The organism is Kitasatospora sp. NA04385, assembly GCF_013364235.1.
GTDB lineage: Bacteria > Actinomycetota > Actinomycetes > Streptomycetales > Streptomycetaceae > Kitasatospora.
In genome coordinates this window covers 2,068,868-2,087,415 of the sequence record NZ_CP054919.1, presented here as the reverse complement: position 1 = coordinate 2,087,415, position 18,548 = coordinate 2,068,868, and the positions used below count along the sequence as shown (strand labels likewise).

General features: G+C 74.2%; 13 protein-coding genes. 7 read left to right on the top strand and 6 right to left on the bottom strand.

All coding sequences use genetic code 11. From position 1 onward, the window contains the following. Positions 1-114: 114 nt before the first annotated feature. Positions 115-3,246: an isoleucine--tRNA ligase gene (gene ileS / locus HUT16_RS09050; protein WP_176187176.1), complete on the bottom strand. Its 3,132-nt coding sequence runs from the start codon at positions 3,244-3,246 to the stop codon at positions 115-117. Between the two features lie 582 nt (positions 3,247-3,828). Here ileS and HUT16_RS09045 point away from each other — a divergent pair. From HUT16_RS09045 to HUT16_RS09035, 3 genes are all read left to right on the top strand, one after another. Next, positions 3,829-4,332 carry a TraR/DksA family transcriptional regulator gene (locus HUT16_RS09045; RefSeq protein WP_254897721.1) on the top strand — a complete coding sequence of 168 codons (504 nt, stop codon included), beginning with the start codon at positions 3,829-3,831 and terminating at the stop codon, positions 4,330-4,332. A 217-nt stretch (positions 4,333-4,549) separates the two neighbouring features. Further along, positions 4,550-5,173, top strand: a complete 624-nt coding sequence (gene lspA / locus HUT16_RS09040) for a signal peptidase II (protein WP_176187174.1) — start codon at positions 4,550-4,552, stop codon at positions 5,171-5,173. A 151-nt stretch (positions 5,174-5,324) separates the two neighbouring features. Next, the gene (locus tag HUT16_RS09035; RefSeq protein ID WP_176187172.1) at positions 5,325-6,194 is read left to right on the top strand and encodes a DUF3592 domain-containing protein; all 870 of its coding nucleotides are present in this window, start codon (positions 5,325-5,327) and stop codon (positions 6,192-6,194) included. A gap of 31 nt (positions 6,195-6,225) precedes the next feature. Here HUT16_RS09035 and HUT16_RS09030 read toward each other — a convergent pair whose 3' ends face one another. Continuing rightward, on the bottom strand, positions 6,226-7,743 hold the full coding sequence (locus tag HUT16_RS09030; protein ID WP_176187170.1) for an FMN-binding glutamate synthase family protein: 1,518 nt from the start codon (positions 7,741-7,743) through the stop codon (positions 6,226-6,228). Between the two features lie 259 nt (positions 7,744-8,002). On the opposite strand from HUT16_RS09030, the gene HUT16_RS09025 reads away from it, so the two are divergent. Next, entirely contained in the window at positions 8,003-8,941 is a 939-nt protein-coding gene (locus HUT16_RS09025) for an RluA family pseudouridine synthase (protein WP_176187168.1), read from the top strand. A 1-nt stretch (position 8,942) separates the two neighbouring features. Beyond that, on the top strand, positions 8,943-9,419 hold the full coding sequence (locus HUT16_RS09020; RefSeq protein WP_176187166.1) for a GNAT family N-acetyltransferase: 477 nt from the start codon (positions 8,943-8,945) through the stop codon (positions 9,417-9,419). A gap of 130 nt (positions 9,420-9,549) precedes the next feature. On the opposite strand, the gene HUT16_RS09015 is transcribed toward HUT16_RS09020, so the two are convergent. After that, the gene (locus tag HUT16_RS09015; protein ID WP_176187164.1) at positions 9,550-10,560 is read right to left on the bottom strand and encodes a mechanosensitive ion channel family protein; all 1,011 of its coding nucleotides are present in this window, start codon (positions 10,558-10,560) and stop codon (positions 9,550-9,552) included. 226 nt (positions 10,561-10,786) lie between these two features. Between HUT16_RS09015 and HUT16_RS09010 the strand changes: the two genes are divergently transcribed. Both HUT16_RS09010 and HUT16_RS09005 read left to right on the top strand, forming a co-directional pair. After that, positions 10,787-13,603, top strand: a complete 2,817-nt coding sequence (locus HUT16_RS09010) for an alpha/beta fold hydrolase (protein WP_176187162.1) — start codon at positions 10,787-10,789, stop codon at positions 13,601-13,603. A 212-nt stretch (positions 13,604-13,815) separates the two neighbouring features. Beyond that, positions 13,816-14,598: an ABC transporter permease gene (locus HUT16_RS09005; RefSeq protein WP_254898272.1), complete on the top strand. Its 783-nt coding sequence runs from the start codon at positions 13,816-13,818 to the stop codon at positions 14,596-14,598. A 274-nt stretch (positions 14,599-14,872) separates the two neighbouring features. Here the strand turns inward: HUT16_RS09005 and HUT16_RS39190 are convergent, their stop codons facing one another. The 3 genes from HUT16_RS39190 to HUT16_RS39180 all read right to left on the bottom strand — a co-directional run bounded on the left by HUT16_RS39190 (position 14,873) and on the right by HUT16_RS39180 (position 18,535). Beyond that, entirely contained in the window at positions 14,873-15,427 is a 555-nt protein-coding gene (locus HUT16_RS39190; protein ID WP_176187158.1) for a hypothetical protein, read from the bottom strand. Between the two features lie 126 nt (positions 15,428-15,553). Then, complete coding sequence (locus HUT16_RS39185; RefSeq protein WP_176187156.1) at positions 15,554-17,503, bottom strand: serine/threonine-protein kinase; 1,950 nt, start codon at positions 17,501-17,503, stop codon at positions 15,554-15,556. Between the two features lie 165 nt (positions 17,504-17,668). Continuing rightward, positions 17,669-18,535 carry a hypothetical protein gene (locus HUT16_RS39180; protein ID WP_176187154.1) on the bottom strand — a complete coding sequence of 289 codons (867 nt, stop codon included), beginning with the start codon at positions 18,533-18,535 and terminating at the stop codon, positions 17,669-17,671. Positions 18,536-18,548 lie beyond the last annotated feature (13 nt).

Sequence of the window (18,548 nt, the reverse complement as noted above, 5' to 3'; positions counted from 1 at the left end):
GGGGGCGCCCTTCGCGGTTGCGGCGGCGCGGTGCGGACGGGGAGCTCCCGCCGTCCTCCCCGCGCCCCCGGCCGTCGCTCGCGGCGGCCGGGGGCGCGGGGAGGGGCGGAGCGGCTACGCCTTGCGGAGGGTGAACTCCAGGGCGAGGTCCTCGTCGCCGAAGCGCGGGGCGTCGGGGTCGGTGATGGTCAGGCCGATCGTCTCGGCCAGGACCTCGGCGGCGATCAGCGACTGGTGCTCGGTGAGGCCGGCCAGGACGTCCTGGTCGGTGCTGGCGAGCTGGAGGTGGATCCGGTCGGTGATCTCCAGGCCGGAGTTCTTCCGGGCCTCCTGGATCTGCCGGACCGCGTCGCGGGCCACGCCGAGGCGCTTGAGCTCCGGGGTGATCGTCAGGTCGAGGGCGACGGTGGCGCCGGACTCGTTGGCGACGGCCCAGCCCTCGCGCGGGGTCTCGGTGATGATCACCTCCTCGGGGGAGAGCGCGACCGGCTCGCCGTCCAGCTCCACCGAGGTGGTGCCGGTGGCGCGCAGCTCGGCGGAGAGCCGGGCGGCGTCGGCGGCGGCGACGGCCTTGGCGACCTCCTGGACGCCCTTGCCGAAGCGCTTGCCCAGCGCCCGGAAGTTGGCCTTGGCGGAGGTGTCGACCAGCGAGCCGCCCACCCCGGCGAGCGACTCCAGCTCCAGGACGTTGAGCTCCTCGGAGATCTGCGCCCGCAGGTCGGCGGGGAGCTCCTCCCAGCCCTGGGCGGCGATCAGCGCGCGCAGCAGCGGCTGGCGGTTCTTGACGCCGCTGCCGGCCCGGGTGGCGCGGCCGAGCTCGACCAGGCGGCGCACCAGCGCCACCTGCTTGGCCAGCTCCGGGTCGACCAGGCTCTCGTCGGCGACCGGCCAGCTGCTCAGGTGGACGGAGACCGGGGCGTCCGGGACGACCGGGACGACCAGGTCCTGCCAGACCCGCTCGGTGATGAACGGGGTGAGCGGGGCCATCAGCCGGGTGACGGTCTCCAGCGCCTCGTGCAGGGTGGCCAGCGCGGCGGCGTCGCCCCGCCAGAAGCGGCGGCGGCCGCGCCGGACGTACCAGTTGGACAGGTCGTCGACGAAGCCGGACAGCAGCTTGCCGGCCCGCTGGGTGTCGTACGCCTCGTAGGCGGCGTCCACCTCGCGCACCAGGGTGTGCAGTTCGGACAGCACCCAGCGGTCGAGCACCGGGCGGTCGGCCGGGGCCGGGTCGTTCGCGGAGGGGGCCCATTCGGCGATCCGGGCGTACACGGCCTGGAAGGAGACGGTGCTCCAGTAGGTCAGGAGGGTCTTGCGGACCACCTCCTGGATGGTGCCGTGGCCGACCCGGCGGGCCGCCCAGGGAGAGCCGCCGGCGGCCATGAACCAGCGCACCGCGTCGGCGCCGTGCTCGTCCATCAGCGGGATCGGCTGCAGGATGTTGCCCAGGTGCTTGGACATCTTGCGGCCGTCCTCGGCCAGGATGTGGCCCAGGCAGACGACGTTCTCGTAGGAGTTCTTGTCGAACACCAGGGTGCCGACGGCCATCAGCGTGTAGAACCAGCCGCGGGTCTGGTCGATCGCCTCGGAGATGAACTGCGCCGGGTAGCGCTTCTCGAACAGCTCCTTGTTGCGGTACGGGTAGCCGTACTGCGCGAACGGCATCGCGCCCGAGTCGTACCAGGCGTCGATCACCTCGGGCACCCGGACCGCGGTGGCGGAGCACTGCGGGCAGGGGAAGGTGACCTCGTCGATGTACGGGCGGTGCGGGTCCAGGCCGGACTGGTCGGTGCCGGTCAGCTCGGAGAGCCGGGCGAGCGAGCCGACGCAGGTCAGGTGGTCGTCCGTGCAGCGCCAGATCGGCAGCGGGGTGCCCCAGTAGCGGTTGCGGGACAGCGCCCAGTCGATGTTGTTGTTCAGCCAGTCGCCGAAGCGGCCGTGCTTGACCGTCTCCGGGAACCAGTTGGTGGCCTCGTTCTCGCGGATCATCGCGTCCTTGACGGCGGTGGTCCGGATGTACCAGGACGGCTGCGCGTAGTAGAGCAGCGCGGTGTGGCAGCGCCAGCAGTGCGGGTAGCTGTGCTCGTACGGGAGGTGGCGGAACAGCAGGCCGCGGGCCTGGAGGTCGGCGACCAGGGCCTCGTCGGCCTTCTTGAAGAACACCCCGCCGACCAGCGGCACGTCGGCGGCGAAGGTGCCGTCGGTCTCCACCGGGTTGACCACGGGCAGGCCGTAGCGGCGGCAGGTGGCGAGGTCGTCGGCGCCGAACGCGGGCGACTGGTGGACGATGCCGGTGCCGTCCTCGGTGGTGACGTAGTCGGCGGTCAGCACGTAGTGCGCGTCCGGGATCTCGATCAGGTCGAAGGGGCGCCGGTAGGCCCAGCGCTCCATCTCGGCGCCGGTGAAGGACTCGCCGGTGGCCTCCCAGCCCTCGCCGAGGGCCTTGGCGAGCAGCGGCTCGGCGACCACCAGGCGCTCGTTCCCGTCGGTGGCGACCACGTAGGTCACCCCGGGGTGGACGGCGGCGGCGGTGTTGGAGACCAGCGTCCACGGGGTGGTGGTCCACACCAGCAGGGCGGCGGTGCCCGCCAGCGGGCCGGAGGTGAGCGGGAAGCGGACGAACACCGAGGGGTCGACCACGGTCTCGTAGCCCTGGGCCAGCTCGTGGTCGGACAGGCCGGTGCCGCAGCGCGGGCACCACGGGGCCACCCGGTGGTCCTGGACCAGCAGGCCCTTGTCGAAGATCTGCTGCAGCGACCACCACACCGACTCGACGTAGGACGGGTCCATGGTGCGGTACGCCTCGTCGAGGTCCACCCAGTAGCCCATCCGGGTGGTCAGCTCGGCGAACGCGTCGGTGTGCCGGGTCACCGACTCGCGGCACTTGGCGTTGAACTCGGCGATGCCGTACTTCTCGATGTCCGGCTTGCCGGAGAAGCCCAGCTCCTTCTCCACCGCGAGCTCGACCGGCAGGCCGTGGCAGTCCCAGCCGGCCTTGCGGGCGACGTGGTAGCCCTTCATGGTGCGGAAGCGCGGGAAGACGTCCTTGAAGACCCGGGCCTCGATGTGGTGCGCGCCCGGCATGCCGTTGGCGGTGGGCGGGCCCTCGTAGAACACCCACTCGGGGCGGCCCTCGGACTGCTCCAGGCTGCGCCGGAAGATCTTCTGGTCCTGCCAGAAGGAGAGGATGCGGTGTTCCAGCGCGGGCAGGTCTACCTGCGGCGGGACGGCGTTGTACGTGGGCGACATGGGGGCGTCTACCTCCGGCGGATGCGTGGACTGGCTCCGACGGAGGGACGAGACGGCGAGCCGCCCCGCGGTACCACCCTCCTTGACCGCGCGCGCTGCGGCCCTCTCTTTGGGTTTGCGGCCGGTTCTACTGGGCCCTGGACCGGGCCGTTCTTCCGGCGGCTCCGGGGTGATCTTCCCGCCGCGCACACCCCCGGGCTCACACCGCCCCCGGGTCGCTCCTGGCTGCGTACGTCGGTACTCGTCCCATCTGCGCCTTGCAGGGCCCAGTGTATCGGCCCCCGCAAGCCGTTTCGCGCACCCGCGAGCCGGGGCCGGAGTGGTTAGCCGGGGGCGATCTGGGCACAACTTGTGCAGCGCGGACCCGGCGGCGGCTGCGCGGGTGGGATCGGCCAGGTGCTTCGGTATGTCCCGTTGTGGCCTGATTCGATGGGGTTTATCGTTCCGGGACCGGCAAGATCGTCGGGAACCGACGCTTCTGATCATTCGTGAATGAGGTCGAAAGCCATGGCGGAGAAGGCGACAGGAACCGTGACCAAGAGGTCGCGCGAGGCCGTGGCGGGCGACCCAGGGGAGGGGACCGTGAGTACTGCGCGGCGAAAGACCGGCACCGCCGGACACACCGCGGCGAGCAGCCGCAACCACGTGCCGGCCGGCAGCGGGGCCCGCGGCGGCGCCGAGTCGGTCGACCCGGCCGAGCTGCCCGTCCGCCCCGGGGAGGACCCGTGGACGGCCGAGGAGGTCGCCGAACTCCACGACGAGCTGGCCTCCGACATCGTCCGGCTGCGCGCCGAGATCGAGGCCTCCGAGGCCGCCATCGCCGGCCTGATGCGGGACTCCAACGACGGCGCGGGCGACGACCAGGTCGACGCCGGCACCAAGAACATCAACCGGGAGAGCGAGCTGTCGCTCGCCAACAACGCCCGTGACAGCCTCGCCCAGACCGAGCGCGCCCTGGCCCGCCTGGAGGGCACCGCCTTCGGCCGCTGCGAGTCCTGCGGCCAGCCCGTCGGCAAGGCCCGCCTGCAGGCCTTCCCGCGCGCCACGCTCTGCGTCAGCTGCAAGGCCAAGCAGGAACGCCGCTGACCGGGAGTGCCGGTCGAACGGCGTCCGCGGCCGGACAATCCCGGCCGCGGCGGCCAACGGGGCGGGCGGTGCCGTACCCTCGTCCCCAAGCACGTCGACCGGCATTCCACCCGGCGCATTCCACACGGCAGCGGAGCGGATCATCAGCACGCCAGGTTCCCACCAGACCCAGGACGACGCCGTCCCCACCGCCCCTCCCGCCGGGGCGGGTGAGCCGGTGACCGACCCGGCCCCCGGAGCGGACCGGCCGCAGGACGCCGGAGCGACGGCCGCCGAGGGCGGCCGCGCCGTGGTCCGCCGCCGACGGATCAGCGTGCTGCTGGCCGTCGCGCTGCTCGCCTACCTGATCGACCTCGGCTCCAAGCTGCTGGTCGTCGCCAGGCTGGAGGGCCGGAGCAGCCCGATCGGGGTGATCGGCGACTGGATGACCTTCCAGGTGATCCGCAACCCCGGCGCCGCGTTCGGCATGGGCCAGGCCATGACGCTGCTGTTCACCGCGATCGCCGCCGGCGTCATCGTGGTGATCTGGCGGATCGCCCGCCGCCTGTACAGCCTGCCCTGGGCGATCGCCCTCGGCCTGCTGCTCGGCGGCGCGCTCGGCAACCTCACCGACCGGCTGTTCCGCGCCCCCTCGGTGCTGCGCGGGCACGTGGTCGACTTCATCTCGGTCCAGCACTTCGCGGTCTTCAACCTCGCCGACTCGGCGATCGTCTGCGGCGGCATCCTGGTCGTCCTGCTCTCCTTCCGCGGCTCCAACCCGGACGGCACCACGCACGGCGGGCCGGCCGCCAAGGCCGAGCCGGCCGGGGAGAAGGCCGCGGAGCCCGACGGCGAGGGCTGACCGCCCCGCACGTTCCCGCCCGGGTGCCCGCCGGACCGTCGAGGTCCGGCGGGCATCCGCGTGTCGGGGGCGTTCCGGCGGGCGCCGGTGTGTCGGGGGCGCCCCGCTGGGCACAGTGTCGGGGAACGGGACGGCGGGCCGGGGAGGGCGCGTGGGGTGGGACGGGGTCTTGCTGCTGTGGTGCGCGGCGTGGGGCGCGGTGGCGCTGGTCGGGGCGGTCCGCTCGCTGGCCGGCGTGACCGAGGCGCAGCGGACGGTCCGGCTGGCCGGGCGGATCCGGGCGGTCGGCCCGGTGCGGGACGGCGGCTCGCGGATCGGCGGCATCCCGGTGACCGTCGTCTACCGGGACCCGGCCTCGGGCCGGGAGGTGGTCGTCGAGGGTGACGACGGGCGCGGCGAGACGCTCACCGCGGTGTGGGTGGGCCGGGAGATCGGGGTCAGCCACCCGCGCGGGCGGCCGCAGGAGCACCGGTTCGCCAACGCCCCCGAGCGGCCCGCCCGGGGCCTGGCCGGGCCGGCCGGCGCGCTGTTCGCGCTCTACGCGGGCCTGGTGGCGCTGGCCGCCGTCCGCTGGGCCTGGCCGTGGGCGCTGGTCGGCACCGCCGGGCCGTGGGCGCTGCTCGGGCTCTGGTACCTGCCCGGGGCCGTCCGGGACCGGCGGGCGAAGCGGGCCCGGCTGGCCGGGACGGACGCGGTGCCGGGGCGGATCGTCGCCGTGTTCCGGGACGTCCGGGTGGACGAGGACGACGGTTCGACCCTCACCACCCTCACGCCCGTCCTCGCGTTCACCACCCGGGACGGCACCGCCGTCACCGCGCACTGCACCGCGCACCTCGCCGACCCGGCCCGGGCGCGCGGGCGCGAGGTGACGGTGCACCACCCGCCCGGGGACCCGGCCGGGTTCACGCTGGACCCGGCGGCCGACCGGCGCTCGTGGGGGTGGGACCTGGCGGTGCACGTCATCGTGCTGGTGCTGCTCGCGGCGACGGCGGCGACCGGCGTCGTCCTGCTGCGGCGGTGAGGGTCAGGCACTGAGCGTCAGGCGGTGAGGGTCAGGCGGTGAGCAGCCGGGTGATCTCCTCGGCGAGCTCCGGGCCGAGCCGCCCCCAGCCGTCCTTGTAACCGTAGACCGAGGCCAGCGTGCGGGCCTCGTAGTCGCCGTTCAGGACCTCGATGTCCTCGGGGGTGATCAGCGCGGGGTGGGCGACGCCGACGGCGGAGGAGACCTTGGTCAGCTCCCGGCGCAGGGTGCGCAGGTAGTGCGCGGCCCGGGTGGCCTTCGACGCCGGGTCGATGCCGCGGGCCAGCCACGGGTCCTGGGTGGCGATGCCGGTGGGGCAGCGGTCGGTGTGGCACTTCTGGGCCTGGATGCAGCCGATCGACAGCATCGCCTCGCGCGCCACGTTGACCAGGTCGGCGCCGAGTGCGAAGGCCACCGCGGCGTTCTCCGGCAGGCCGAGCTTGCCGGAGCCGATGAAGGTCAGCCGGTCGGTCAGGCCCAGCTCGGCGAAGGTGCCGTAGACCCGGGAGAAGCCCATCCGGAACGGCAGCGACACCGAGTCGGCGAAGATCCGCGGCGCCGCGCCGGTGCCGCCCTCGCCGCCGTCGACGGTCACGAAGTCCACGCCCCGGTCGCCGCGCGCCATCATCGACGCCAGCTCCCGCCAGAAGCCCAGCTCGCCCACCGCGCTCTTGATCCCGACCGGCAGGCCGGTCTCGGCGGCCAGCAGCTCGACGAAGTCCAGCATCGAGTCGGTGTCGCCGAACGCGCTGTGCCGGGACGGCGAGGCGCAGTCCTTCCCGACCGGGATGCCGCGGATGGCGGCGATCTCCGGCGTCACCTTCGCGCCCGGCAGCATGCCGCCCAGGCCCGGCTTGGCGCCCTGGGAGAGCTTGATCTCGATCGCCCGGACCGGGGCGGAGGCCACCACCTCCCTGAGCCGGGCCAGGTCGAATCCGCCGTCCTCGTTCCGGCACCCGAAGTACGAGGTGCCCAGTTGCAGCACCAGCTCGCCGCCGCCCTTGCGGTGGTACGGGGACAGGCCGCCCTCGCCGGTGTTGTGCAGCGCGCCGGCCTGCGCCGCGCCCTCGTTCAGGGCGGTGATCGCGGCGCCGGAGAGCGAGCCGAAGCTCATCGCGGAGACGTTGACCACGCTGCCCGGGCGGAACGCCTTCGCCCGCCCGCGCGGGCCGCCCAGCACCTTGGCGGAGGGCAGCGGGGCCTGCGGGTCGTGCGCGTCCGGCAGCGGGCCGGCGAAGGTGCGCTGCTTCAGGTAGGCGTGGCCCTGGACGTGCGCGACGTCGACCTCGGTGCCGAAGCCGAAGTAGTTGTTCTCCTCCTTCGCGGAGGCGTAGATCCAGCTGCGCTGGTCGCGGCTGAACGGGCGCTCCTCCTCGTTGGAGGTCACGATGTACTGCCGCAGCTCCGGGCCGATCCGCTCCAGCAGGTACCGGGCGTGCCCGGCCACCGGGAAGTTGCGCAGCAGCGCGTGCCGCTTCTGCAGCAGGTCGCGGGCCGCGAGCGCGGCCACTGCGGCAGCGGCGGCGGCGCCTATCGTGCGGGCCTTCATGGGCTTGGTCCCCCCTCGGCTCCGGCCCCGTCCCCGTCGACCGGGCCGTCAGTGGTGGTGCGGCTCCGATGCTAGGACGTGCCCGCGGCGGCCCCGGGGCGGGGTACCGGACGACTCCGGGCGGGGTGCGGGGGCCCCTCCCGGCGGGGCGCGGGGTGACTCCGGGCGGGGCGCGGGGGCTCCGGGGCGGGGTGCGGCGGGCCCGGGGGCGGCCCCCGGTGGGGCGGGGGGCCGGTGCGGGTCGGGCATACTCGGGTGGGTGAGCATCGCAGCGCAGACCCGTAGCCTCCCCGTACCCGACGGCCTGGAGGGCGAGCGGCTGGACGCCGCCCTGGCCCGGATGTTCGGGTTCTCCCGCACCAAGGCCGCCGAACTCGCCGCCGAGGGCAAGGTCACCCTGGACGGCGCGGCCGCCGGGAAGTCGGACCGGGTCACCGCCGGGTCCTGGCTGGAGGTCGAGATCCCGGCCCCGGCCGCGCCGGTGCAGGTCGTCGCCGAGGCCGTCGAGGGCATGCGGATCATCCACGACGACGACCACGTCGTCGTCATCGACAAGCCGGTCGGCGTGGCCGCGCACCCCAGCCCCGGCTGGACCGGCCCCACCGTGATCGGCGGCCTGGCCGCGGCCGGCTACCGGATCTCCACCTCCGGCGCCGCCGAGCGCCAGGGCGTGGTGCACCGGCTCGACGTCGGCACCTCCGGGATCATGGTGGTCGCCAAGTCCGAGCGGGCCTACACCGACCTGAAGCGGCAGTTCCACGACCGGGTCACCGAGAAGAAGTACAACGCGCTGGTCCAGGGCCACCCCGACCCGCTCTCCGGCACCGTGGACGCGCCGATCGGCCGGCACCCCAGCAGCGACTGGAAGTGGGCCGTCACCCGCGACGGCAAGCCCTCCGTCACGCACTACGACCTGATCGAGGCGTACCGGGCCGCGTCCCTGCTGGACATCAAGCTGGAGACCGGCCGCACCCACCAGATCCGGGTGCACATGTCCGCGCTGCGCCACCCCTGCGTCGGCGACCTCACCTACGGCGCGGACCCGACGCTGGCCAAGCGGCTGGGCCTGACCCGGCAGTGGCTGCACGCCGTCTCGCTGGGCTTCGAGCACCCGGAGGACGGGCGCTGGGTCGAGTTCACCTCCTCCTACCCCGAGGACCTGCAGCACGCGCTGGACACCATCGCGGAGGAGAGCTGAGATGGGCGCCCCGCTGACGGGCCCCGCGATCCGGGTGGTCGACGGGGACGCGGACGCGGCGCTGGCGCGCGGCGTGCGGCACGAGGTGTTCGTGGTCGAGCAGAACGTCCCGCCGGAGCTGGAGTACGACGAGTACGACGCGACCTCCGCGCACCTGCTGGCCGTCGGGCCGGACGGGGCGGCGCTCGGCACCGCCCGGCTGATCCACGGCGCCGAGGCGCTGGAGATGACCGGCGGCATCGAGGGCCGGGTGCTGCTCGGCCGCCTCGCCGTGGTCGCCGCCGCCCGCGGGACCGGGCTCGGTGCGCAACTGGTGCGTGCGATCGAGGAGTTGGGCCGCGAGCACGGGGCGCGCGAGGTGGAGCTGCACGCGCAGGTGCAGGCGCTCGGGTTCTACGAGCGGCTCGGGTACGTGGCCGAGGGGCCGGTGTACGACGACGCCGGGATTCCGCACCGGACGATGACCCGGGTGCTGTAGCGGCGGTTCGCGTCCGGCGGGGCTGCGTACGGCTGGGCTGCGTCCGGCGGGGCCGTGTTCGGCGGTTTGCGTCCGGCGGGGTCGTGTATGGCGGGGTCGTGTTCACCACCGGTGGGCGGGGCCCCGCCGTTCACTCGGTGCGCACCCGGGGCAGGGACTCCGGGTGGTGGTCGCGCAGGTACGCCAGCAGGTGCTCGCGGACGGCGAGTCTGAGGGCGGCGGTGGCGTCCGGGTCGCGGGCGGTCATCGTGGCGCGCACCACCACGGTGGACGGGGTGGTGTCGGAGACGGCGAGGGACCAGTCCCGGCCGTCCCACAGCTCGCTGCCGGCGAGGTAGCGCTCCAGTTCGGCGCGCAGGGCGCCGACCGGGGTGCGGTGGTCGAGGTGCAGCAGCAGCCAGGCGAGCAGGCCGGGGTCGCGGCGGGTCCAGTTCTCGTACGGCTTGGAGACGAAGTAGGAGACCGGCACGACCAGCCGGCGCTCGTCCCACAGGCGCAGCACCAGGTAGGACAGGGTGATCTCCTCGACGGTGCCCTGCTGGCCGTCCAGCACCACGGTGTCGCCGATCCGGACGGTGTCGCTGAAGGCGATCTGCAGGCCGGCGAAGAAGTTGCCCAGGGCGGACTGGGCGGCGATGCCCGCGATGATGCCGATGATGCCGGCCGAGGCGAGCAGGCTGGTGCCGACGGTGCGCATCGCGTCGAAGGTGAGCAGCAGCGCGCCGCCGGTGACCACCCAGACGACGGCGGCGCCGACCCGGCGGACCAGGTCGAGTTGGGTGCGCACCCGCCGGACGCGGGAGGCGTCCTCGGTGACCGTCTCGTAGCGGCTCAGGACCGCCGCCAGCGCGGCGGCCAGCACCCGGACGGTCAGCCAGCCGACCGAGCCGATCAGCACCAGCAGGACGCCGTGGCGGATCGCGTCGTCGTCGGTGTGGAACATCCGGCGCACCGGCCGGGTGGCGAGCAACAGGGCCGACAGCAGCACCAGTTGGAGCGGGACGCGGCAGCGGCGCAGCTGGGCCCAGACCGGGGCGTCGGGGTGGCGGGCGGCCAGGCGCTGGAGGATCTGGTCGACCAGCCAGCCGGCGAACAGCGTGGCGAAGAGCGCGGTGAGCAGGCTGGCGAGCGGCCAGAACACGGGTCACCTCGGGCGTCCGGCGGTGGGGGATTCGCACCATATCGCGGTGGGTTACGGCGGTTCGGGAACCCGGGCGGGGAGTTGGTCGTCGGGAACATCGGGAACATCGGGAACGCCGGGAATATCGGGAACGTCGGGAGCGGGGAGTGCTCGGCGGGCGGGTGCGGTGGACGTCGGCGGTGGCCTGATGACTTCCTTACCGGCCGCCCGGTTAGGATCACCTGCCATGGGCTTCGGTGGGGCGTGGCGCGGCTGGTGGACCAGGCGCAGGGCGGTGCTGGCCGGTGGCGTGGCGACCGCGCTGCTGGTCGGCGGCGGGGCGGTCGCGTTGGCCGGGCAGCCGGAGCGGGTGCACCGGGAGGACCGCTTCCTGGAGATGCCCGAGGTCGCGGGCAGCGCCGAGAGCGTCCGGATCGACACCTCGTTCTTCACCGCCGGCGGCTCCGGGCCGCGCCCGGCGGTGCTGCTGGCGCACGGCTTCGGCGGGTCGAAGGACGAACTGCGCCCGCGCGCCGAGGAGTTGGCCCGCCAGGGGTACGCGGTGCTGACCTGGTCGGCGCGCGGCTTCGGGAAGTCCACCGGGCAGATCGGGCTGAACCAGCCCGAGCGCGAGGTCGCGGACGTCTCGCGGCTGGTGGACTGGCTGGCGCAGCGCCCCGAGGTGCGGCTGGACGGCCCCGGCGACCCCAGGGTGGGCGTCACCGGCGCCTCGTACGGGGGCGCGGTCTCGCTGCTGGCCGCCGGGTACGACCACCGGATCGACGCGATCGCCCCGCAGATCACCTGGTTCGACCTGGCGGACGCGCTCTTCCCGCAGGCCGCGCAGGGCGGTTCGGCCGCCGACGGGGTGTTCAAGAAGCTGTGGGCCGGGATCTTCTTCACCACCGGCTCCTCCACCGCCTTCGGCGAGGCCGCCGGGGAAGGCTCTGGGGAAGGCTCCGGGGGCGGTGCGGGGGCGGGTTCGGGCTCCGGTGCGGGCCCCGGCGGGGGCTCGGCCGCCGCCCCGGCGCCGGGTCCGGTGGGCTGCGGGCGGTTCCGGGCGGAGCTGTGCGCGATGTACGACCGGGTCGCGGCGGCCGGGCGGCCGGACGCGGACGCGGTGAAGCTGCTGGAGCACTCCAGCCCCGCCTCGGTGGCCGACCGGATCAAGGTGCCGACGCTGGTCGTCCAGGGCCAGCAGGACTCGCTGTTCCCGCTCGACCAGGGCGACCGGATCGCCAGGGCGGTGGCCGCGAACGGCGCACCCGTCGCGGTGGACTGGTTCGGCGCCGGGCACGACGGCGGCCAGGAGACCAGCACCCGGGCCGATGCCCGGATCAGCGCCTGGTTCGACCACTACCTCAAGGGCGACGGCACCGACACCGGCCCCGCGTTCCGGGTCACCCGCACCGGCGGCGTCGACTCCACCGGCTTCCAGGCGGTGCTGCGCGGCGCGGACGCCGACGCCTACCCCGGCCTGGACGGCACGGCGCGGCGCGAAGTCCCGCTGAGCGGCCGCGAACAGCAGGTCGCCAACCCGCCCGGCGGGTCGCCGCCGAACATCTCGACCCTGCCCGGCATCGGTGCGCTCGCCCAGCTGTCCTCGGTCGGCGCGGGCCTGTCCATCGACTTCCCCGGCCAGTACGCCTCCTTCGAATCGGCCCCGCTGGACGGCGCCCTGGACCTCACCGGCGCCCCCACCGTCTCGGTGCGGATCGCGGCGGACGCGCCCGAGGCGGTGCTGTTCGCGAAGCTGTACGACGTCGCCCCCGACGGCAAGCAGACGCTCCCGCAGCAGCTGGTCGCACCGCTGCGGGTGACCGGCGCGGACGCGGCCGGCGGGCGGACCGTGCGGATCACGCTGCCCGCCGTGGAGCACCAGTTCCCGGCCGGGCACCGGCTGCGCCTGGTGCTGGCCGCCACCGACCTGGCGTACGCCTCGCCCGCCCAGCCCGCCACGTACACCGTCTCGGCGGCCGGGGCGCTGAGCGTGCCCACCGTCACCGAGCTGCGCACCGAGTCCGCGCCGGTGCCGGACCGGACGTGGGCCCTGCCGCTGGTCGCGCTGGCCGTTGCCGCGCTGCTGGTGTTCGCCCGCCGGCGCCGGGACACCGCCCCCGCGCCGGACCCGGAGCTCACCGGTGTGCCGCTGGTGATCACCGGCCTGTCGAAGAAGTACAGGGGCTCGACCGACCGGTACGCGGTGCGCGACCTGTCCTTCCGGGTGGAGACCGGGCAGGTGCTCGGCCTGCTCGGCCCCAACGGCGCGGGCAAGACCACCACGCTGCGGATGCTGATGGGCCTGATCCGCCCCGACGCGGGCGAGATCCGGGTGTTCGGCCAGGCGATCCGGCCGGGCGCGCCGGTGCTCTCCCGGGTCGGCGCGTTCGTCGAGGGCGCGGGCTTCCTGCCGCACCTGTCCGGCCGGGCCAACCTGGAGTCGTACTGGTCGGCCACCGGCCGCCCCGTCGAGGACGCGCACTTCGCCGAGGCGCTGGAGATCGCCGGCCTCGGCGAGGCCCTGGAACGCGCGGTGCGCACCTACTCGCAGGGCATGCGGCAGCGCCTGGCCATCGCCCAGGCCATGCTGGGCCTGCCCGACCTGCTGATCCTGGACGAGCCCACCAACGGGCTCGACCCGCCGCAGATCCGCGAGATGCGGGAGGTGATGGTCCGGTACGCCGCCGCCGGGCGCACCGTCATCGTCTCCAGCCACCTGCTCGCCGAGGTCGAGCAGTCCTGCACCCACCTGGTGGTGATGGAACGCGGGCAGCTGGTGGTCGCCGGGCCGACCGCGGAGATCACCGGCGCGGGCGAACAGCTGCTGGTGTCCGTCGAGGACGGCTTCGAGGGCGCCGACGCGGTTGCCGGGAAGCTGGCCGAACTCGCCGGCATCGCCTCCGCCGAGGCCGTGGACGCCGGGCTGCTGGTGCGCCTGGACGGCCTGCCCGCGAGCCGGCTGACCGCCGAACTGGTGCGCCTGGGCGTGCCGGTGACCGGCATCGGCCCGCAGCGCCGACTGGAGGACGCCTTCCTGTCCCTGATCCGAGGAGCGGCGGCATGAGCGGCCCGAGCGGTACGAGTGGCCCGAGCGGCATGAGCGGCTCCGGTGGTACGAGCGGTGCGAGCGGCATGAGCGGCCCCGGGGGTACGAGTGGTGCGAGTGGTGGCGTGAGTGGCACGGGGACGGTGACCGGTCCTGCGGGCGGCACCGCGGGGGACACCGCCGCGCCCGGCTACCGGCCCGGCCGGACGCTGCCGCTGCGGGTCGAGGCGATGCGCCAGCTGCGCCGCCGCCGCACCCTGGTGGTCGGCGGGGTGCTGGCCGCGCTGCCGTTCGTCCTGCTGGCGGCGTTCCAGCTCGGCGGCACGCCCGGGCGGGAGAACCGCACCACGTTCATCGAGCTGGCCACCGCTTCCGGGGTCAACTTCGCCACCACCATGCTGTTCGTGGGCACCGGCTTCCTGCTGGTCATCCCGGTCGCGCTGTTCTGCGGCGACACGGTGGCCTCCGAGGCGAGCTGGTCCTCGCTGCGCTACCTGCTGGCGGCGCCGGTGCCCAGGGCCCGGCTGCTGGTGCGCAAGTTCACCGTGGCGATGGTGTTCTCGGCCGCAGCGGTGGTCCTGCTGCCCGCGGTGGGGCTGGTGGTCGGCACCGCCGCGTACGGCTGGGGCGACCTGAAGCTCCCCACCGGGGCGAGCCTGACCGCCGCCGAGGCGCTGCCCCGACTGGCGATCGCCGTGCTGTACGTGTTCCTCGCCGAGGTCGTGATCGGCGCGCTGGCGTTCTGGCTCTCCACGGCCACCGACGCCCCGCTCGGCGCGGTCGGCGGCGCGGTCTTCGCCTCCATCATCACGGGCGTGCTGGACGCCGTCACCGCGCTGGGCTCGCTGCGCGAGTGGCTGCCCGCGCACTGGCAGTACGCCTGGGCGGACGCGCTCCAACCGCAGCTGGAGTGGGGCGGCATGGTGCAGGGCGTGGTGCTGTCGCTGTCGTACGCGGTGGTGCTGCTGGCGCTGGCGTTCCGTGGGTTCGCGGGGAAGGACGTGGTGTCCTGAGGCGGGGTGGGCTGGCGGCCGGGGGCCGGGGGCCGGGGGTCGGTGTCGCGTCGTTGGTGTCGCGTCATGTGTGCTGCGACATCGGTGCGGTGTCATTGGTGATGGGTCATCCGTGTTCCGGCATCTGTGTCGCGACACCCGTGTTGCGGCACCTATGGCGTGACATCGATGTTGCGTCATTCGTGTCGTGACACCGGTGTGGTGTCATCGGTGTCACGACGTCGGTGCCGCGTCATTGGTGCTGCGACATTGATGACGCGTCATCGGTGGCGGGTCACCGAGCGCCGTCACGGACCAGGAGCAGGTCGAGGTCGAGGGCGTGGGCCCGGGACGTCCAGATCGGCAGGTGCTCGGTGAGGAACCAGGACGCCTCCTCCAGGTCGTCCTCGTCCAGCGCCTCGACGTCCTGCTCGTGGATGGACTCCGAGGCCAGGGCGGCCAGTTCGACCAGCAGGTCGGCGGTGTCGGTGCGGGCGGCGAGGGTCGGGTACGGCCAGGGCCAGTCGTAGGTGGCGTCGGCCGGGAAGGGCCAGGGGCGGGACCACAGGGCGGTGAGGGCGGGGAGCTCCAGGGCGGTGAAGACCTCCGTCAGTTCGTCCCAGTGGCGGCCGGGGACGGAGACCGCGCCCAGGGGGGTGCCGAGGGCGCCGGCGAGGGTGGGGAGCAGGGCGGTGTAGCGGGAGTCCGCGTCGGGGCGCAGTCGGCCGGAGAGCAGCTCGGCGAGCGCGGCGGAGGGGGCCACGCCGGGGAGCGTGCGGTCGCCCGAGCCGGGCAGGCGCAGCAGTGCGGCGGCGTCCACCGCGAAAGCGGAGAAGTACTGTTCGGCCATGCCCGCATTCTGCCCCGGATGTGGGACAACTTCCCCACGGGAGCGGGGAATCGGGACCCGGAACCCGTGGGCGGGCTGGTGGGTGGGCTGCGGGCTGTGGTTGTGGCGGGCTGTGGGGGCGGTGGGTCAGGAGAACCGGAACAGCTGGGACCCGTCGCCCGGGTTGCAGGTGGTGACGGTGAGTGTTTTGCCGCTGCCGTTGTCGGTCAGACAGCCCTGCGGACCGTAGCCGAACTTGAGCTGGAAGTTGCCGGAACCGGCGTCGGCGGGGGACCAGCTGGTCATGTCGCCGTAGGAGCTGGCTCCGGCGAGTTCGGCGATGTTGGGGCTGCCCGCGTACCGGGCGCCCAGGCTGATGCCGCTGTCCCCCTTGCACGCGGTGAAGGTGGTCGCGCCGCTGGCGGCGGACCTGACCCAGCCGTAGGAGGTGTAGCCGCCGGAGACCACGGGGACGCCCGCGCTGACGGCGTTGGAGCCGAGGCCGACGGCCCGGCCGCTGCCGGTGTTGACCAGCCGGCCCCAGTTGCCGCCGCCGCAGCCCGAGGCCGGGCCGGCCGGGGTGGTGGGGGCGGTGGGGGTCTGCTTGGGCGGGTTCGGGGTGCTGCCGCCGACCGTGCTGCCGGTGCCGCCCCCCGAGGTGGTCGAGCTGCCGCCGCCCGTGCTGCCGCCACCGCCACCGCCACCGTTGGATGTGCCGTTGGATGTGCCGCTGGAGGTACCCGGATTGCTGCCGCCGCCGCTGCTCCCGCTGCCGGTGCCGCCGCTGCCCGCGCTCGCACCGGTGCCTGTACCGGCGCCGGTGCCGCCGCCCTGGTTCGGGTCGGTGCCCGGCGGGACGGGGTTGCCGGCCGGGTCGGTGGCGGGGGCGGAGGACGGCGGCGGGGTGGGGGAGGACTGCTCGGTGCCGGAGGCGGCGGGGGACGGGGAGGCGTCGGAGCCGGTGGCGGTGGTCGGGCCGTTGCCGGGGGTCTGGGACGGGTCGGCGGTGGTGTGCGCGTTCCGGTCCCGCTGCCAGGGCAGCAGGTCGAGTTGCTGGGCGGTCACCCCGCTGCCGGTGACCAGCACCACCGGCAGGATCAGGGTGGCCAGTCGGCGGCGCCCGGAGCGCTTCTCGGCAGTCGGGGCGGGCTCGGTGGCCGGGACCGCGGCGACCGGTGCTGCGGCGACCGGGGCCGCGACGAGCGGGGCCGGGACGAGCGGGGGCGCCTCGACGGGCTCGGGCAGGGAGAGCACCGCGCCGAGGCCGGTCGGGGTGGACATTGCCTGCCGGGCGGCGACGGCCATCGCCGCCGCGTCCGGGTAGCGGTCCTCCGGCTGCTTGGCGAGCGCCTTGGCGACCACCGCCCGCACCGGCGCGGGTACGTCCTCCGGGAGGTCGGGCACCGGCTCGCGGACGTGCTTGAGCACCACTTCGAGCGGCGTCTCGCCGGTGAACGGCACCGCGCCGGCCAGCAGTTCGTACAGCACCACGCCGACCGAGTAGAGGTCGGACACGGCCGAGGCGTCCTTGCCCTCGGCGCGTTCCGGGGCCATGTACAGGGCGGTGCCGATCACCGCGTGGGCGGTGGTGATCCGGGTGTCGGCCAGGGTGCGGGCGATGCCGAAGTCGGTGACGGTGACCCGCCCGTCCTGGTCGACCATCAGGTTGGACGGCTTGATGTCCCGGTGCACGATGCCCTGCCGGTGCGCGGCGTGCAGCGCGTCCAGCACCTGGGCGGCGACGTCCAGCGCCCGGTCGGGCGGGAACGTCCTGCGCTCGCGGACCCGGTCCAGCGGCTTGCCCGCCAGCAGCTCCATCACGATGTACGCGGTCCTGGCGTCCGGCTCGGTGCCGTCCTCGCCGTAGTCGTGGATGTGCACCACGCCGCGGTGGTTCATCGCGGCCAGCACCGTCGCCTCGCGGCGGAACCGGGCGGCGAAGACCTCGTCCTCCATCAGCGCCGGAAGCACGATCTTCACCGCGACCTGACGGCCCAGCACCTGGTCCTCGGCCCGCCAGACCTCGCCCATCGCGCCGCTGCCGAGCCGCTCGGAGAGGGCGTACCGGCCCCCGAGCACCGTCCCCCGACCCCACATGTCCCCGCAGTCCCCCGACCATGTTGTACGACGTGTCAGTAGTGATTCTGACCGTTCGAACGCGTGGAGGGAAGCCAGTGCCGACCCCCGTCCCGCCCGACCGCCGCGACTCTACACCCGTTGCGTGGCGCAACTTGCTTGCGGGGAGGCGGAGATGAGGCGTGGTCAGGGAGCGCAGAGGGAGCCTTCGACGGCCTCCGGGGCAACGAAGCGGAGGCGCACCTGAGTGGAGGGAACGCGTTCGACTTCCCGTCCGGCGCAGGAGAGGAAGGAGGACATGCCGTTCTGGTCGCCCAGGTAGACGATCCGCTCCCGGTGGTGGACCTCGTCGAGGTCGGTCCAGGAGGCGTCGGCGGCGACCGGGCGGGCTCCGACGAGGTAGCTCAGCATGGTGACGGTGCCCCGGGTGCGCAGCGCTGTTCCGTCGGCGTAGGCGCGGTCGCCGAGGTACGGCCCGAGGGTCAGGCAGCCGACCACGGCGGCGATCAGGCAGACGAACGCCACCGGCAGCCCCTTGCGCAGGAGGTGGTAGGCCCCGGGGCCGAAGATCAGGACACCGGACAGCATGCCGGAGACCAGCAGGGTGGAGTCGAACGGATCGGGGCTGCCGGGCAGCACCAGCACCAGGCCGAGGCCGGCGGCCAGCCCCAGGCCCCAGACGGCGGGGTGGGTGCTCAGCAGACGGCGGATCCGGGCCGGGACGGCCCGGCGGCCCGCGATCCCGGCCGAGAAGCCCATCGGCAGGACGAGGATGGCGAGCAGGGCGAGGACCGGGCAGGCCCGGATGAGCAGTGTCTGCTTGTCGATACCCACCCCCTCCGGGGTCGGACCGAGCGCGCGGAAGTACTCGCCGAGCGCGTAGTCCGCGAGGGCGAGGACGACCATGGTGAGCAGGGCGAGGACGGCGGCGATCTGTTGCAGGGCCTCCTTGGCGCTGAATGGTCCCGGTGGGGCGGTGGCGGGGGTGGAGCCGGGGGAAGGGTCGGGTTCGGTCGGGGTGGAGGCTGCCGTGGTCGGTCGTGTGATGGTCATGGCTGCTCTCCGG

Coding starts and splice junctions, on each gene's coding strand:
- HUT16_RS39190 (WP_176187158.1), bottom strand. CDS start 15,427: ATGGCCGAACAGTACTTCTCCGCTTTCGCGGTGGACGCCGCCGCACTG.
- HUT16_RS39185 (WP_176187156.1), bottom strand. CDS start 17,503: ATGTGGGGTCGGGGGACGGTGCTCGGGGGCCGGTACGCCCTCTCCGAG.
- HUT16_RS09010 (WP_176187162.1), top strand. CDS start 10,787: ATGGGCTTCGGTGGGGCGTGGCGCGGCTGGTGGACCAGGCGCAGGGCG.
- HUT16_RS09030 (WP_176187170.1), bottom strand. CDS start 7,743: ATGAAGGCCCGCACGATAGGCGCCGCCGCCGCTGCCGCAGTGGCCGCG.
- HUT16_RS09005 (WP_254898272.1), top strand. CDS start 13,816: ATGCGCCAGCTGCGCCGCCGCCGCACCCTGGTGGTCGGCGGGGTGCTG.
- HUT16_RS39180 (WP_176187154.1), bottom strand. CDS start 18,535: ATGACCATCACACGACCGACCACGGCAGCCTCCACCCCGACCGAACCC.
- HUT16_RS09020 (WP_176187166.1), top strand. CDS start 8,943: ATGGGCGCCCCGCTGACGGGCCCCGCGATCCGGGTGGTCGACGGGGAC.
- ileS (WP_176187176.1), bottom strand. CDS start 3,246: ATGTCGCCCACGTACAACGCCGTCCCGCCGCAGGTAGACCTGCCCGCG.